Genomic DNA, 16,770 nt, shown 5'->3' with positions numbered 1-16,770 from the left:
CCTACGGCGGTTTTTTTCGTCCTGTTGAGAGTCAATGATGTCCACCACGCTGTTTAAAGATTTCACCTTCGAAGCCGCCCACCACCTGCCGCACGTCCCGCAGGGACACAAATGCGGTCGCCTGCATGGCCACTCCTTTATGGTGCGTCTGGAGATCACCGGTGAAGTCGATCCCCATACCGGGTGGATCATGGATTTCGCCGAGCTGAAAGCCGCGTTTAAACCGACCTACGATCGTTTAGACCACTATTACCTGAACGATATTCCAGGACTGGAGAACCCTACCAGCGAAGTGCTGGCCAAATGGATTTGGGATCAAATGAAACCGCAGGTGCCGCTGCTGAGCGCGGTGATGGTCAAAGAGACCTGCACCGCCGGCTGCGTCTATCGCGGCGAGTGATTAAAGCGTTTGTGTTGGCGGTCAATATTCCTTAAATAACGATATGTTAGCTTATGCGTTCTGGATATCTGGGACGCAAAATGGCAGACGATTTTGATATTATAATTATCGGTGCAGGAATAGCGGGCACCGCCTGTGCTTTACGCTGCGCGCGGGCCGGGCTTTCCGTTCTGCTGCTTGAACGCGGCGAACTTCCCGGCAGTAAAAATCTATCGGGAGGGCGGCTGTATTGCCATGCGCTCGCCGAACTCCTTCCTCATTTTCAACGCTCCGCACCGCTTGAACGCCGCATCACCCACGAAAGTCTGGCCCTGTTAACCGACCATGGCGCCACGATGTACTCCAGCCTGCAGCCCAACGGCGATTCCTGGAGCGTACTACGCGCCCGCTTTGACCCATGGTTTGTCAGCCAGGCCGAAGCCGAAGGTGTCCAGTGTATTACCGGCGCGACGGTGGAGGCGCTGCATCGTGAAAATAACCGTGTTTGCGGTGTGATTTGCGATAAAGACATCCTGCGCGCCCGTTACGTGGTGGTGGCTGAAGGGGCGAACAGCGTGCTGGCCGAGCGTGAGGGTTTACTTCCCCGTCCGTCCCCCTCCGCCATGGCGTTGGGCATTAAAGCGGTCCTGTCGCTGGAGCAAAAAACGCTGGAGGATCGCTTCCATCTTACGGATAACGAAGGTGCCGCGATACTTTTCACCGGCGGCGTTTGCGGAGATTTCCCCGGCGGCGCATTCCTCTATACCAATCAGGATACCCTCTCATTCGGTATCGTTTGCCCGCTCGCGTCGCTGGGAAAAGGGCCCATCCCGGCCGCCGATCTGCTGGAACATCTCAAAGCACACCCGGCCCTGCGGCCACTGCTGCGCGGCAGTGAAACCCTGGAGTATGGCGCACATCTGGTGCCTGAAGGCGGCCTGCATAGCATGCCCGAACAGTATGCAGGAGAAGGCTGGCTGCTGGTTGGCGACGCCCTGCGTACCTGTATAAATACCGGTTTTACCGTGCGCGGCATGGATATGGCGCTAATCGGCGCGCAGGCGGCGGCGCAAACCTTGATTCGGGCCTGCCAGCAAAGCGCGCCGCAAGACTTGTTTCCACAGTATCGCCAGGAGATTGAGCGCAGTCTGCTGTGGGAGGTTCTTCAGCGCTACCAGCACATACCCGCGCTATTACAACGCCCCGGCTGGTATCGCCGTTGGCCGGCGTTGATGGCGGATATCTCCCGCGAACTGTGGCAACAGGGTGAGCGCCCCGTTCCACCCCTGCGCCAGGTAGTCTGGCGTCATCTTCGCCGTCACGGCCTGCGCCCTCTGGCAGGCGATCTGCTCAGGAGTTTACGATGTCTGTAGCCCGCAACGTCTGGCGCCCTGCCGACAGCGCACATATTGTTCCGTCCACATCGCCGAACGAGGAAATCGCTGAACTCCTCGTCAAAGCCTGCCCCGCCGGGCTCTTCACGCGAACAGCCGAAGGCGAGTTGCGTGTCGACTACCGCGGCTGTCTGGAGTGTGGCACCTGTCGACTGCTCTGTGATGAAGCAACGCTGAAAGAATGGCGCTATCCTGAGTCTGGATTTGGTATTACATTCCGCTTTGGGTAATAAAACGACGAAGGATACACCATGCCCCTGCTCCACCTGCTAAAACAAAATCCGGTTATTGCAGCCGTGAAAGATAACGCCAGCCTGCAATTAGCCATCGATTCCGAGTGCCAGTTTATCTCCGTGCTGTATGGCAATATCTGCACCATCAGCAACATCGTAAAAAAAATCAAAAATGCCGGTAAGTACGCGTTTATTCACGTCGACCTGCTGGAGGGAGCGTCCAATAAAGAGATCGTCATTCAGTTTTTAAAGCTGGTTACCGAAGCGGACGGCATCATCAGCACCAAAGCGCCAATGCTCAAAGCGGCCAGAGCGGAAGGGTTTTTCTGCATTCATCGCCTGTTTATCGTCGACTCCATCTCTTTTCACAATATTGACAAGCAGGTGGCGCAATCGAATCCAGACTGCGTTGAAATCCTTCCCGGCTGTATGCCGAAGGTGCTGGGCTGGGTCACGGAGAAAATTCGCCAGCCGCTGATCGCCGGTGGGCTGGTCTGTGACGAAGAAGATGCGCGTAATGCAATGAACGCCGGCGTGGCGGCACTGTCGACCACCAACACCGCAGTCTGGAAATTAGCGAAGCAGCTTAGTTGAGCTATACAGCGTTCTGCCCGGTGGCGGCTAACGCCTTACCGGGCCTACAAATCGCACACCCCTGCAGGCCGGCCGCCATCCGAAATTATGTCTCTGCACAGGCGACCAGCGCTTCAAGTACTGTCGGCCAGTCATCGACAATGCCGACATCCGCCTGGGCAAATACCGGTGCGCTGGCGTCACGATTAATCGCCACAATAAACCGGCTATCTCTGACTCCCGTCATCAGCGCCGCCGCGCCTGATGCTCCCGCCACGATGCAGACATCCGGCGCCAGCAGATGACCTGATATACCAATCAGACGTTCCACATCATAACCGCCATTCATCACTCGCGCGCGGCTATAGCCAACCTCCATCCCGAGACGTCGCGCCAGCGCCGCGATGCCGTCAGCATTGATATGCGGTTCCCCCTGCCCGACAACCAGCACCTGAGTTGCTGTCTGCAGAGGATGGCCGCCAGAATGTTCGAGGTTTTCAACGCTGGCCAGCCAGTCAGGCCGGGCTGCCGGTATGAGGAGGTAGCGTACCGGCAGTTTGTCCGGAAGAGCGGCGGAGATAGTAACCCTTGGCTGGCGCGCCAGGGACAGGCAAAGTGGCCTGGCCGCCACGTCCAGCGTCGCTATTAACGCATTCCCCCAATGCGACTTTGTGACCCAACCTTCCTGCGTATTCACTGACAGCACCTGACATACGCTCCCTCCCTGCAGACGCCAGGCCAGCCGTGTCGCCAGCTCATCACCGGCCATTCCCGGAGAAAACAGCAACATATCAACCGGTGTTTGCTGCCACTGGGTGGCCAGCGCAGCAAGGACCGGTTCAGCCACCGCCGGTTCGCCATCGATAATCCAGCACTCCAGCTCTGCCGCTGCGAGGTTGGCGCTCATCAGCCAGTGATACATCGCTGCGCTATCGCCGCTTGCCATTACCATTGCTATCTTCATGGCTGCATCCTCTCCCGCAGATAGTTCTCCCATAGCGCCCTCGCTTTCGCCTGTGCCGTTGCCCCGTCGATGATCACCGCATTGCGCCGCTGTTCAGGGCGGGTCAGACGCACGCATTTAATGGCCGGCGTCGCGTCTAAAGCCACCTCCTGGCGTACTATTTCCGCCTTTGCCGCCGCCAGACGCTGGCGCATACCGGGAACCGGCAGCGCGACGTCGCCACACTGCCTGACCGCGATCACCGCCGGTAACCGAACCCGACAGCGCCGGATACCCGATGTCGTCCGCTGCTCGACAACAACAAAAGGTGGCTCAAGAGTGAATCGTTCAACCTGAGTAAAACAAGGCCAGTTCAGCATTTCCGCCAGCAAAAACGGTGTCTGGCTATTCTGTCCTTCAGCGCTCTGACAGCCGGTTACAATCAGTTCATGAGCGTATTGACGCTGCCAGTCGACAATGTGTCGGGCAATAAACGCCGGTGCAAAACGTAAATCCCCCGCGGCTTCCAGCAGAACCGGCTGCTCAAACCCTAACGCGGCAAAGTAGCGTAGCCAGTGCAGCGCGCGTTCATCGCCAATGCTTAATGCGGTCAACGTCATCTCACAGCCCGCATTACGCTGGGCCAGCAGCAGCGCGGCGGCGGCCTGCTCATCGGCACCGATGGCGCAGCGCAATAGCGAAACATCTGGCCCGCAGAGATCCTGCGTAGCGGCCTGCCAGTCCTTTTCCGCCAGCATGCCAGCGTCCGGCTCGGCTTTAAACGCCAATAGAATGTTCATTGGTACCTCCTTGTCTTTTATCTCCACTTCCGGCCGCCACCAGCGGCAGCGCTTTAGTCTCTGGCGCCCATAGCCAGGTCACCGTGAAGCCCATCAGTAATATGCCCGACAAAAGCAGTAGGGTGACGGTCATCCCCCACTGCGCAAGGATCCAGGGCAGCAGGCCAGTGCTGATCGCGGCGCCGAGACGGCTCATGGCAGTGGCAAATCCCACGCCCAGCGAACGAATGTCGGTGGGGAAGCTTTCCGCCGGTAAGATCCCCACCAGATTGCTGACGGCCGAAATCGTGGTGCTGAACAGAACAAAAAGCAGCAGCGTCCAGTGACTACCAGGAGGTAAGCAGGCCATCACGAGTAAAGTCGCCGCAAGCAGCAGAAAGCTGCCTAATAAGAAATGGCGATGGGCCAGCAGATGAGTTAAAACCAGGCCCAACAGCGCACCCACGATCAGTAGCACGTTCAGCAGCAGGCTGGCGGTAAGCGCGTCTTCGAGGCCAATGGTCTCAGCGATAGTCGGAAGCCAGGTGTAAATAACAAACCAGGGAATGACCAGACAGACAAAAAAGATGCTATTAAATGCGGTGCGCCGCCAGTAGCGCGATGAGAACAGGGTGCTGATCTGTTTATTCGTTTCTTTTGTTACTTCATCACCCAATTGTACGTGCATACCAAAACAGCGGTGCACCACGGCATGCGCTTCGGCAAACCTTCCCTGACGCATTAGCCAGCGCGGCGATTCAGGCGTTCCCCAGCGCAGCAGTGTGATCAGTAGCGCCGGCAAAGCCGACGAGGCCAGCAACCATCGCCAGGCATCCGGGTTTTCGCTAATAAAATGATGACCAGCCAGACTTGCCAGCACATAACCAACGGTCCACACCACGCTGAATGCGCCGAGCAAAATCCCTCTATGTCGGCGTGGTGCAAATTCAGCCAGCAGCGTGTGGCCCACGGAGTAATCGCCCCCCAGGCCAATCCCTATCAGTATGCGTAAGCCAATGAGCTGTTCGGGTGTGGTAGCGAAAAACTGCAGAAATGAAGCGACGGTAATCAACATAAAACTAAAATTGAAAATTTTCTGCCGACCAATGTGATCCGAAACCCAGCCCAGAATGAGGCTGCCGATAAAAAGCCCCAGCAGCGCCGCACCGCCAATCATGCCCGCCATTAACGGCGTCAGCTGCATGGCGGGGGTCAGTTGAATGATGGCGTAACCAATAACGCCGAGGACATAACCATCAACCAAATGCGCGCCGAAAGTCAGCGCGGCAATACGGCAGTGAAAACCGTTGAGCGGTAAATCATCCATTCGCACCGGTGAAGTGTTCATTTCTTCCCCTTCATGGTCCGGTAAAAGAGTGGCTTCCCAATTGAGAAGCCGCTTATACGCATCATCCTTCACGCTGCCACTTCGTTGGCTACGTTCATAAGCCCCAGTCACGTACTTTTGTACGCTCCTGGAGACTTATTCACTTGCCGCCTTGATACAACGCGAATGATTTTGCGTATAACTAGCTACTTCTCAATCGGGTAAATCGTTCCGGTATTCATGATACCGTTGGGATCGAACTGCTTTTTGAGCCCTTCCAGCAGCGGCCACGCGCTACCGTGTTCCAGCTTGCTCCAGTGAACGCGATGTTTACCAATTCCGTGGTGATGTACCATGGAGCCGCCGAGGCGAATCGTCTCTTCGCAGATGATCTTGTTCAGCGGGTTGTGATACTTATCAATTTCCTCTTCCGGCTTGCACCCGACCACGTTGTAGTCATACACAAAGTACATGTTGGTACCATTGATATAGCTGTGAGAGGAGTGGCCGCCCAGCATGGTAATGTCGTCAGCGTGCGGGAATTCGCTACGAATACGGCGGATCACACTTTCATAGATTTCGTGGATGCAGCTCCAGCAGCCCGACACTTCTGTCGTAAAGCCCATATTGCCGGTTTTCAGGATCTGCACGCGCTCGGCGGCCACTTTTTCCGGGCCCCAGTTCAGGTGATTAAACCAGTTCTCGATCAGCTTGCTGTCCACGCGCTGGCATTGGGGGTAACGCGCCACGATTTCCGCAATACCCTCCCCGGTCGCTTTGGCGATCAGCGGATTGCCCTCCGCCATAAAGATCAGTACGCATTTGCCGTCGGCAAAATGAGTAAAGTGCTGAGTACCATCTTCTGCATCATACAGACGGGCAATTGACGGGCGATACCCTTCGACCATCACTTCACGCAGGATGTTGAACCCAACCTTCATGTCGTCGAGGATATAGCCGTAGAACAGGTTATTCTCCGGGGTATATTTAAAGATTTTCACTGTCACTTCAGTGATATAGCACAGTGCGCCTTCGTTGCCGATGATGATGTGGCGAATGTCCGGCCCGGCGGCACGACGCGGGACGTTTTTGATGCGGGTGACGGTACCATCCGCCAGCACGGCCTCAAGCCCTACAACCATGTCTTCAATTGCGCCATATAGCGTGGAGAATTGACCAATGCTGCGGGTGGCCACCAGCCCCCCCATTTGCGCCAGCGGTTTGGACTGCGGCGAATGCCCGGTGGTGTAACCTTTCGCCCGCAGCGCATTTTCCAGCACTTCCAGCGGTACGCCGCACTGCGCGGTTGCCTGCATGTTTTCAATATCGATATTCAGGATTTGATTCATCCCGGCACCGTCCAGCACCACGGAATTCTCAACCACGGTTTCCAGGCCACCTTCGGTTGCCGATGCGCCAGTGCGAGGAACCCCATTGATCTTATGCTGGTTCATAAACGCCAACACGTTAGAAACGTCTTCGGTGGAACCTAACTTAACGACCGCTGCAGGCAACGGCAAAGTAAAGACGCCATGAATATCAGCATATTTACGAAAGCGGTCGATGCTGTTTCGTTTTAAAACTGTTTCATCAGTAATAACGCGGTCAACACCGACAATTTCTTTTAACTGGTCAACAATTGCTTCACGGGATAAAGACATAGTCATTCCTTCCTGATAATTAATTCGGAATAATAAAAACAGAAACCACCGGTTATAAATTAACGCACCAGATAACCACCATCGACAACTAACAGATGACCGTTAACATAATTTGATGCCTGACTGGCTAAAAATATTGCAGCCCCCATTAAGTCCTGTGTATCACCCCAACGATTAGCCGGAATATGGTCCAGCACCCGCTGATTCGTCTCAGGATTACTGCGGGTCGCTAACGTAATATCCGTTGCGTAATACCCCGGAGCAATACCATTAACCTGAATATTATATTGCCCTAACTCATCGCAATAGGCTTTGGTGAAACCGGCAAGCGCATGTTTGGTTGCTGAATAAGCCGGAGACCATTGCCCGCCGAGAAATGAAAACAAAGAGCAAATATTAATAATCTTCCCACTCTTTTGCGGGATCATAATTTTAGCTGCTTCATAACTGAGTTCGAAAGCTGCCGTCAGGTTAACATCAATCATCGGATCCCAGTCCGCACGGCCGAAGTCCAGTACTTTATTCAGTTTACAAATCCCGGCGTTATTGACCAGAATATCCACCGTACCGAAACGCTCGCAGCAGGCAGCGATAATCTTTCCAGGCGCACCTTTTTCGGTGATATCCACCTGCATGAATTCAACCTCAACACCCTGCTTTTCAATGAGTTCCCTGGTTTCGCCGTTATCCTTAACAAAACTTGGGATAAATAAGTTGGCACCTGCTTTTGCCAGCGCCATCGCAAAGGCCTGCCCTAATCCACTATTCCCCCCGGTGACTATCGCCGTTTTACCTTGTAGTGAGAAGAAATTCATTGAGAATGCATCAAGAGATTCGATCGACATAGTTTGGCTCCAAATTCCTTTAGGCAAAAAAAAAAGAAAGGCAACTTCCCCTGCGAGAGGGAAGTCACCTTTCTCATTGTCTCTGGTAACTGGAGTAATTTTTAGCATAGTGCTTAAGCCTCTAATGTGATCGCAATCACAGATGACTATTTCACATCACAAATGCGCTTAAAATTATGAATCGTGATTACTCTCACACTAAAATCCACGCCGCCATGCTATTTCTAATCTCAATTACTAGAGACCAGAGAAAAGTAATCCACCTGAACAAGGCGGTTTACTTTTCTCTTTTTTTCGTCTATACCCCAAATAATTCGAGTTGCAGGACGGCGGCAAGTTAACGAATCCCAATGAGCTTACTGTAGTAAGTGATTCGGGTGAGTAAACGCAGCCAACGCATCAGCAACGTGAAGTATCAAGGGTATATTTAAAATGAGATTACGATATGCAACAGACTTCATATCGCCGTTGGATAACCCTTGCCATTATTAGCTTTAGCGGTGGTGTCAGCTTTGATCTTGCCTATTTAAGATACATCTACCAGATTCCCATGGCTAAATTTATGGGATTCAGCAATACCGAAATTGGCTTAATTATGAGCACATTTGGCATTGCCGCCATTATTCTTTACGCGCCCAGCGGCGTTATTGCTGATAAATTTTCCCATCGCAAAATGATTACTTCGGCCATGGTTATTACCGGTCTTCTCGGTTTCTTAATGGCAACTTATCCGCCGCTGTGGGTCATGCTTTGCATTCAAGTCGCCTTCGCTATCACCACGATTCTGATGCTGTGGTCGGTGTCAATTAAAGCCGCTTCGCTACTTGGCGACCATAGCGAACAGGGAAAAATCATGGGCTGGATGGAAGGACTCCGCGGCGTGGGTGTGATGTCGTTGGCGGTATTTACCATGTGGATATTTTCCCGCTTCATCCCCGACGACAGTAATAGCCTGAAGGCGGTAATCATTATCTACAGCGTGGTTTATATTCTGTTGGGAATACTGTGCTGGTTCTTCGTCAGCGATGCCCCTCAGCACAGCGACGCCGCGAAAGAAGAGAAAAAAGCGTTTCAGCTAAGCGACATTCTCGCCGTCCTGCGCATCAGTACGACCTGGTACTGCAGCATGGTGATTTTTGGCGTCTTTACCATCTATGCCATCCTCAGCTACTCCACCAACTATCTGACCGAAATGTACGGTATGTCGCTGGTGGCCGCGAGCTATATGGGGATTGTCATTAATAAAATCTTCCGTGCCATCTGTGGCCCGCTGGGCGGCATTATCACGACGTATAGCAAAGTGAAATCACCAACCCGCGTCATTCAGCTGCTGTCTATCGTTGGGGTGTTGGCGCTTATCGCGCTGCTGGCGACCAACTCTCATCCGCAATCCGTCGCTATGGGGATCGGCCTGATCCTGCTGCTGGGCTTTACCTGCTACGCCTCGCGCGGGCTTTACTGGGCGTGCCCCGGCGAAGCAAGAACCCCTAACTACATTATGGGAACCACCGTTGGTATTTGCTCGGTCATTGGTTTTCTACCCGACGTCTTTGTCTATCCGATTGTTGGCCACTGGCAGGATACCCTCCCTGCCGAAGACGCCTATCGCAATATGTGGCTGATGGGCCTGGCCGCGCTGTGCATGGTGATCCTCTTTACCTTCCTGCTGTTCAGGAAAATACGCAGCGCCGACGCCGCACCAGAAAACAAAACCTCGCTGGCCGCGGAAACGACTGGCGAGTGATGGGTAAAATTTAAAGGAGAATAACAATGTCAAATAAATACATCATTGGTATTGATGGCGGGAGCCAAAGCACCAAAGTCGTGATGTACGATCTGCAGGGCAATATAGTTTGTGAGGGAAAAGGCCTGTTGCAACCAATGCACACCCCGGATGCTAATACAGCCGAACATCCTGACGATGACTTATGGACTTCTTTATGTTTTGCCGGAAAAGATCTGATGAGTCAGTTTGCGGGCAACAGAGAAGATATTGTCGGTATCGGGCTCGGCTCCATCCGCTGCTGCCGCGCGTTGCTTAAAGCCGATGGCACGCCAGCAGAGCCGTTAATCAGCTGGCAGGACGCCCGCGTTACCCGGCCTTATGAACATACCAACCCCGATGTCGCCTGGGTCACCTCATTTTCAGGCTATCTGTCGCACCGCTTAACCGGCGAGTTTAAAGACAATATCGCCAACTACTTTGGTCAGTGGCCCGTTGATTATAAAACCTGGTCATGGAGTGACGATGACGAGGTAATGAAGAAGTTTAATATCCCGCGTCACATGCTTTTTGATGTACAGATGCCGGGAACAATCTTAGGCCATCTTACCGAACAAGCCGCTCTCGCCACCGGTTTCCCGGCTGGGTTGCCCGTGGTCTGCACCACCAGTGATAAGCCGGTCGAAGCGCTGGGCGCTGGGCTTCTGGATGACGATACAGCGGTTATCTCATTAGGCACCTATATCGCCCTGATGATGAACGGTAAGCATCTGCCGAAGGATCCCGTGGCGTACTGGCCTATTATGTCCTCTATTCCGGAAACGCTGCTGTATGAAGGATACGGCATTCGTAAGGGGATGTGGACGGTCAGCTGGCTGCGGGACATGCTGGGTGAATCCCTGCTTCAGGATGCTAAAACGCAGGGGCTCTCAGCGGAAGATTTGCTCAATAAAAAAGCCTCAACGGTACCGCCGGGCTGTAACGGCCTGATGACCGTGCTGGACTGGCTAACCAACCCGTGGGAACCCTACAAGCGCGGTATTATGATCGGTTTTGATTCCAGTATGGACTATGCCTGGATTTACCGCTCCATTCTGGAGAGCGTCGCCCTGACGTTGAAAAACAACTACGACAACATGTGCAATGAAATGAACCACTTCGCTAAACACATCATCATTACCGGCGGAGGGTCGAACAGTGACCTGTTTATGCAAATCTTTGCCGATGTGTTCAACCTTCCGGCGCGGCGCAACGCTATTAACGGCTGCGCAAGTCTGGGGGCCGCGATCAACACCGCGGTAGGATTGGGTCTGTATCCTTCCTACGAGGTGGCCATCAAAAATATGGTCCGGGTAAAAGATGTATTTATGCCTGTTGCACAAAACGCAATGCGCTATGAGGCCTTAAATAAGGGGATTTTCAGAGAGTTAACGCAATATACCGATGTCATTTTGAAGAAATCATATCAAGTCATCCACGGGAATCTGGAAAACACTGATGCGATTCAAAGCTGGTCGAACGCGTAACCGCTACGCCGGGTGGCGATTGACCACCCGGCGAAACAGCTAAGCAATATTCAGATACTTGTGCGTCTGCATAGACAGGCGCCAGTTGCGAGCGATACAGGTGTCGATACACAGACGCGTCGCGTCTTCTTTCTGGCTGATCGGCTGCAGGGCGATGATCCGCGGTTTGTCATCGCTCAGCGTTTCCAATAGTTCGTCCAGCGCTTCGATGTCGCGAACGCGTCCTACCGGATGTTTGATCTCATCCGCACGCTGCAGGGCCTGAGACAGCACATCATATCCGCCGCGCATGTTGACCTTCGGGGAAACCGTCACCCAGGTGTTGTGGCTGCAAAGCACTTCATGGGTGCCGCTGGTTTCAATCTGACAGCTAAAACCGTTTTGTTCCAGAAGCGAAGTTAACGGCGTTAAATCGTGAATGCAGGGTTCACCGCCGGTGATGACCACGTGACGGGCAGTCCACCCCTGACGCCCAATAATCGCCAGTAGATCCTCGCTGCTCGCCGGGCCCCACTTGTCGCTCTCTTTGGTTTTCGCCAGGATACTGAACAACGACACTTCCCGATCGGCCAGTTTGTCCCAGGTATGCTTGGTGTCGCACCACGCGCATCCTACCGGGCATCCCTGCAGACGAATAAAAATGGCAGGCACGCCGGTGAAGTAACCCTCGCCTTGCAGGGTCTGGAACATCTCGTTAATCGGGTACTGCATAGTCATCTCTGTTTAGGGTGATAAACGCCCATTATTGCAGATTTTGCTGCCCAGGTCTTGTCATGTGCTGCGATCCGGCTTTTCCTCGCCGCCAATACCCAAGTCACAATATGATGGATTAATAGCGCCGATTTTACAGTCAGGAATATTTATTAGCGTGGTAAGCATTGAAATACTTTATCTCTGCATCGCCGTTGGAAAATATGTAACAGGAAGTGTTATTTGCGGCATTGAAATTAAAACAACAGAAATAATAGCAAAATTAAAAATGGTTAAAATTCATAGTTATACAAATTGATACACGAAAGAATGAATTATCCCCCTGGTCCTGAAGTCGAAATCAATTCGCCCGCGATAATAAGCTTAAACTGGCCTTAATAAAGGGCGAATGGCGCCCCTTTTTTATTTAATCGTTGTTTACTTTAGCCCTCCTAGAATCCCGCAGACCAACCATAATGAGATAGCGTTAATGACCACATTATTCATTACCGGCGTTACCGGGTTTCTGGGTGGCGCGGCGTTAGAGAAAATACTCCCTCAGCAAAGCCAGTCAGATCTGCTGTTGCTGGTGCGTGCCGATAGCCCCGAAGCAGGCCTTGAGCGGGTCAAAGAGAACATGCGAAAGTTCAACATTGCCGAAGAGAAACTGGCAATGCTGGGCCCGCAGCATATCCTGCTGGGCGATCTCGCCTCTCCGCAATCATTTCTAAACGATCCGCGCCTCGAGCAGGTGACGCACGTCCTCAACTGCGCCGCTGTCGCCTCGTTTGGCAATAACCCGCTCATCTGGAAGGTCAATGTTGAAGGAACGCTGCGCCTGGCGCAACGCATGGCGCAGGTGAAGGGTTTACAGCGTTTTCTACACGTCGGCACGGCGATGTCCTGCTCGCCTGAGCCCGATTCACTGGTCGCCGAAAGCGCGGAATTCCGGCAACGCGCTGAGCACCTGGTGGAATACACCCACTCGAAATCAACCATCGAGCAGTTGATGCAGCAGCACTGCCCTACGCTGCCGCTGGTCATTGCCCGCCCTTCTATCGTGGTGGGCCATACTCATCATGGCTGCCGGCCTTCCAGCAGTATTTTCTGGGTATTCAGCATGGGCCTGATGCTGCAGAAATTTTTATGTTCCATGGAGGACCGCATCGATGTCATCCCGGTGGACTACTGCGCCGACGCCCTGCTGATGCTGCTTAACCAGCCGCTGGCCCACGGCGAGGTGGTGCATATCTCTGCCGGCGAGGAGAATAGCGTGAAGTTTGCCGAAATCGATCGGGCGATGGCCCAGGCCCTGGAGCAGGCGCCGGTAGGGGATAAGTACGCTCAGGTGAGCTATGAGGCGCTGGTCAAAATGCGTCGTGAACTGAAAGGAATTTTTGGCCCCTGCAACGAACGTCTGATGCTGAAAGCCATGCGTTTATATGGCGCCTTCGCCACGCTGAATGTGCGCTTTAGCAACGACAAGCTGCTGAGTATGGGAATGCCAAAACCACCGCGTTTTACGGATTACATTGACCGCTGCGTGGAAACCACTCGCGGGCTGTCGATCCCCCAGCAAATGGCCGTCGATTTCAAATAATGGCCAACGAGGTAAAAAAAATGCCAGCCCTGAGGCTGGCATTATTATTTCACAAAGACAGGATTACGCCTGGCCTTTGATCTCTTTACGACCGTTGAACGGCGCTTGCTCACCCAGCGCTTCTTCGATACGAATCAGCTGGTTGTATTTAGCAACGCGGTCAGAACGGCTCATAGAACCAGTTTTGATCTGGCCTGCAGCGGTACCAACAGCCAGGTCAGCGATGGTTGCGTCTTCAGTTTCGCCAGAACGGTGAGAGATGACAGCGGTGTAGCCAGCGTCTTTCGCCATCTTGATTGCAGCCAGAGTTTCGGTCAGAGAACCGATCTGGTTGAATTTGATCAGGATGGAGTTAGCGATGCCTTTTTCGATGCCTTCTTTCAGGATCTTGGTGTTGGTTACGAACAGGTCGTCACCAACCAGCTGGATTTTGTCGCCCAGGACTTTGGTCTGGTATGCGAAACCGTCCCAGTCAGATTCGTCCAGGCCATCTTCGATGGAAACGATCGGATACTGTTTGGTCAGCTCTTCCAGGAAGTGAGTGAATTCTTCGGAGGTGAACGCTTTGTTGCCTTCGCCAGCCAGAACGTATTTACCGTCTTTGTAGAATTCAGATGCTGCACAGTCCATCGCCAGGGTGATGTCTTTGCCCAGCTCGTAGCCAGCAGCTTTCACCGCTTCAGCGATAACAGCCAGTGCTTCGGCGTTAGAACCCAGGTTCGGCGCGTAGCCGCCTTCGTCACCCACAGCAGTGTTCATGCCTTTGGACTTCAGCACTTTCGCCAGGTGATGGAACACTTCAGAACCCATACGTACTGCTTCTTTCAGGGTCGGCGCGCCAACCGGCTGAATCATGAATTCCTGGATGTCGACGTTGTTGTCAGCGTGCTCACCGCCGTTGATGATGTTCATCATCGGAACCGGCATGGAGTATTTGCCCGGAGTGCCGTTCAGTTCCGCGATGTGCGCGTACAGCGGCAGGCCTTTGGACGCTGCAGCTGCTTTGGCGTTCGCCAGAGAAACAGCCAGGATAGCGTTCGCACCGAAGTTAGATTTGTTTTCAGTACCGTCCAGGTCGATCATGATCTTGTCGATGCCAGCCTGATCTTTGGCATCTTTGCCCAGGATTGCCTGAGCGATCGGGCCGTTTACCGCAGCAACAGCTTTGGTTACGCCTTTACCCAGGAAACGGGATTTGTCGCCATCGCGCAGTTCCAGCGCTTCGCGGGAACCAGTAGAAGCACCTGACGGAGCAGCTGCCATACCGACGAAACCACCTTCCAGGTGTACTTCGGCTTCAACAGTCGGGTTACCACGGGAGTCGATGATTTCACGACCGATGACTTTAACGATTTTGGACATTAGGTTTTCCTCAGTACAAGTTAAACTAAAACTCCAGACAAACAATGCACCCAAATGGGTGCATTGCCGTTCTAACTCTTTTTACTTCGCCTGGCGTTTCTGGTACTCGCTCGCGGCTTTCACAAAGCCGGCAAACAGCGGGTGTCCATCACGCGGCGTCGAAGTAAACTCCGGGTGGAACTGGCAGGCCACAAACCACGGATGGTTCGGCACTTCGATGATCTCGACCAACTGATCATCCCCGGAACGGCCCGCAACGCGCAGACCGGCAGCTTCAATCGGTTTCAACAACATGTTGTTGACTTCGTAGCGGTGACGATGGCGCTCGGTGATAGTCGGCTCGCCGTACAGCTGGCGTACCAGAGAATCATCATCCAGCTGGCACTGCTGTGCGCCCAGGCGCATGGTGCCGCCCAGATCGCTCTTCTCAGAGCGGACTTCGACGTTGCCATCTTCGTCACGCCATTCGGTAATCAGGGCCACAACCGGGTATTTACAGTCTGGCACAAATTCCGTCGAGTTGGCGTTTTCCATACCCGCTACGTTGCGCGCAAACTCAATCAGCGCAACCTGCATACCCAGGCAAATGCCCAGATAAGGAATATTGTTTTCACGCGCATAGCGCGCGGTGGCGATCTTACCTTCCACACCGCGGTAGCCGAAGCCGCCCGGGATAAGGATAGCATCTAAATCCTTAAGGATTTCGACGCCGCGCGTTTCCACATCTTGCGAATCGATCAGCTTGATGTTGACTGTCACGCGGTTTTTCAGACCACCGTGTTTCAGCGCTTCAATCACCGACTTGTAGGCATCCGGCAGTTCAATGTACTTACCGACCATACCAATGGTGACTTCGCCTGCCGGATTGGCTTCTTCATAGATTACCTGTTCCCATTCGGCCAGGTTTGCTTCCGGACAAGTTAAGCTGAATCGTTTACAAATATAATCGTCCAGCCCCTGAGATTTCAACAGGCCCGGAATTTTATAAATGGAATCGACGTCTTTCAGAGAAATAACAGCCTTTTCCGGAACGTTACAGAACAAAGCAATTTTCGCTCGTTCGTTGGCCGGAACCGCACGATCGGAGCGGCAGATCAGGATGTCAGGCTGGATACCGATGGAGAGCAGCTCTTTTACGGAGTGCTGAGTCGGCTTGGTTTTGACTTCGCCCGCGGCGGCCATGTACGGCACCAGCGTCAGGTGCATAAACAGAGTATGCTCACGGCCGATCTCTACCGCCATCTGACGAATGGCTTCAAGGAACGGCAGGGATTCGATATCGCCTACGGTACCGCCGATTTCCACCAGTACGACGTCATGGCCTTCGCCGCCCGCCAGTACGCGCTCTTTGATCGCGTTGGTAATGTGCGGGATAACCTGAACGGTCGCGCCCAGGTAGTCGCCACGGCGCTCTTTGCGCAGTACGTCGGAGTAGATACGGCCGGTGGTGAAGTTATTGCGGCGCGTCATCTTGGTGCGGATGAAACGCTCATAGTGGCCCAGGTCCAGATCGGTTTCTGCGCCGTCTTCAGTAACGAACACTTCCCCATGCTGGATTGGGCTCATGGTACCCGGATCGACGTTGATATACGGATCCAGTTTCATGATGGTCACGTTGAGACCACGGGCTTCAAGAATGGCTGCCAGGGAGGCTGCGGCAATGCCTTTACCCAGAGAGGATACGACCCCGCCGGTCACAAAAATATAGTTCGTTGTCATGCTGAACCTGAGAAGT

At 53.5% G+C, this 16,770-nt stretch carries 15 protein-coding genes; 7 read left to right on the top strand and 8 right to left on the bottom strand.

Annotated elements, in window-relative coordinates; translation table 11 throughout:
- Nucleotides 1-34: 34 nt before the first annotated feature.
- From queD to B8P98_RS05525, 4 genes are all read left to right on the top strand, one after another.
- Nucleotides 35-400 carry a 6-carboxytetrahydropterin synthase QueD gene (gene queD / locus B8P98_RS05540; protein ID WP_165931770.1) on the top strand — a complete coding sequence of 122 codons (366 nt, stop codon included), beginning with the start codon at nucleotides 35-37 and terminating at the stop codon, nucleotides 398-400.
- 80 nt (nucleotides 401-480) lie between these two features.
- The gene (locus tag B8P98_RS05535) at nucleotides 481-1,752 is read left to right on the top strand and encodes an FAD-dependent oxidoreductase (protein WP_025712839.1); all 1,272 of its coding nucleotides are present in this window, start codon (nucleotides 481-483) and stop codon (nucleotides 1,750-1,752) included.
- Nucleotides 1,743-2,003 carry a ferredoxin family protein gene (locus B8P98_RS05530; RefSeq protein ID WP_025712840.1) on the top strand — a complete coding sequence of 87 codons (261 nt, stop codon included), beginning with the start codon at nucleotides 1,743-1,745 and terminating at the stop codon, nucleotides 2,001-2,003. The genes B8P98_RS05535 and B8P98_RS05530 overlap by 10 nt, the downstream gene beginning before the upstream one ends.
- A gap of 21 nt (nucleotides 2,004-2,024) precedes the next feature.
- Nucleotides 2,025-2,600 carry a glycerol-3-phosphate responsive antiterminator gene (locus tag B8P98_RS05525; protein ID WP_025712841.1) on the top strand — a complete coding sequence of 192 codons (576 nt, stop codon included), beginning with the start codon at nucleotides 2,025-2,027 and terminating at the stop codon, nucleotides 2,598-2,600.
- 85 nt (nucleotides 2,601-2,685) lie between these two features.
- Here the strand turns inward: B8P98_RS05525 and B8P98_RS05520 are convergent, their stop codons facing one another.
- The 5 genes from B8P98_RS05520 to B8P98_RS05500 all read right to left on the bottom strand — a co-directional run bounded on the left by B8P98_RS05520 (nucleotide 2,686) and on the right by B8P98_RS05500 (nucleotide 8,134).
- Nucleotides 2,686-3,543: an electron transfer flavoprotein subunit alpha/FixB family protein gene (locus B8P98_RS05520; protein WP_025712842.1), complete on the bottom strand. Its 858-nt coding sequence runs from the start codon at nucleotides 3,541-3,543 to the stop codon at nucleotides 2,686-2,688.
- Complete coding sequence (locus tag B8P98_RS05515; RefSeq protein WP_025712843.1) at nucleotides 3,540-4,322, bottom strand: adenine nucleotide alpha hydrolase family protein; 783 nt, start codon at nucleotides 4,320-4,322, stop codon at nucleotides 3,540-3,542. The genes B8P98_RS05520 and B8P98_RS05515 overlap by 4 nt, the downstream gene beginning before the upstream one ends.
- Nucleotides 4,300-5,721: an MFS transporter gene (locus B8P98_RS05510; protein WP_095032807.1), complete on the bottom strand. Its 1,422-nt coding sequence runs from the start codon at nucleotides 5,719-5,721 to the stop codon at nucleotides 4,300-4,302. Before B8P98_RS05510 ends, B8P98_RS05515 begins: the two co-directional genes overlap by 23 nt.
- Before the next feature lie 113 nt (nucleotides 5,722-5,834).
- The gene (locus tag B8P98_RS05505) at nucleotides 5,835-7,289 is read right to left on the bottom strand and encodes an FAD-binding oxidoreductase (protein ID WP_080897100.1); all 1,455 of its coding nucleotides are present in this window, start codon (nucleotides 7,287-7,289) and stop codon (nucleotides 5,835-5,837) included.
- 59 nt (nucleotides 7,290-7,348) lie between these two features.
- Nucleotides 7,349-8,134, bottom strand: a complete 786-nt coding sequence (locus B8P98_RS05500) for an SDR family oxidoreductase (RefSeq protein WP_025712846.1) — start codon at nucleotides 8,132-8,134, stop codon at nucleotides 7,349-7,351.
- A gap of 445 nt (nucleotides 8,135-8,579) precedes the next feature.
- Between B8P98_RS05500 and B8P98_RS05495 the strand changes: the two genes are divergently transcribed.
- Together B8P98_RS05495 and B8P98_RS05490 are read left to right on the top strand one after the other, a co-directional pair.
- Nucleotides 8,580-9,878, top strand: a complete 1,299-nt coding sequence (locus B8P98_RS05495; protein WP_025712847.1) for an MFS transporter — start codon at nucleotides 8,580-8,582, stop codon at nucleotides 9,876-9,878.
- 26 nt (nucleotides 9,879-9,904) lie between these two features.
- Entirely contained in the window at nucleotides 9,905-11,383 is a 1,479-nt protein-coding gene (locus tag B8P98_RS05490; RefSeq protein ID WP_025712848.1) for an FGGY-family carbohydrate kinase, read from the top strand.
- Nucleotides 11,384-11,422: 39 nt separating this feature from the next.
- Here B8P98_RS05490 and queE read toward each other — a convergent pair whose 3' ends face one another.
- Complete coding sequence (gene queE, locus B8P98_RS05485; RefSeq protein WP_004205582.1) at nucleotides 11,423-12,094, bottom strand: 7-carboxy-7-deazaguanine synthase QueE; 672 nt, start codon at nucleotides 12,092-12,094, stop codon at nucleotides 11,423-11,425.
- Nucleotides 12,095-12,563: 469 nt separating this feature from the next.
- Here queE and B8P98_RS05480 point away from each other — a divergent pair, with 469 nt between their 5' ends.
- Entirely contained in the window at nucleotides 12,564-13,673 is a 1,110-nt protein-coding gene (locus B8P98_RS05480) for an SDR family oxidoreductase (RefSeq protein ID WP_025712850.1), read from the top strand.
- A 63-nt stretch (nucleotides 13,674-13,736) separates the two neighbouring features.
- Here B8P98_RS05480 and eno read toward each other — a convergent pair whose 3' ends face one another.
- Together eno and pyrG are read right to left on the bottom strand one after the other, a co-directional pair.
- Nucleotides 13,737-15,035, bottom strand: coding sequence for a phosphopyruvate hydratase (gene eno, locus B8P98_RS05475; RefSeq protein ID WP_025713721.1), 1,299 nt, complete (start codon nucleotides 15,033-15,035; stop codon nucleotides 13,737-13,739).
- An 81-nt stretch (nucleotides 15,036-15,116) separates the two neighbouring features.
- Entirely contained in the window at nucleotides 15,117-16,754 is a 1,638-nt protein-coding gene (gene pyrG, locus B8P98_RS05470; protein WP_023290827.1) for a glutamine hydrolyzing CTP synthase, read from the bottom strand.
- Nucleotides 16,755-16,770: the final 16 nt, after the last annotated feature.

This window comes from Klebsiella quasivariicola (assembly GCF_002269255.1).
In the GTDB taxonomy this organism is placed as follows: Bacteria; Pseudomonadota; Gammaproteobacteria; order Enterobacterales; family Enterobacteriaceae; genus Klebsiella; species Klebsiella quasivariicola.
This window is presented reverse-complemented; position numbering and strand designations above follow the sequence as displayed.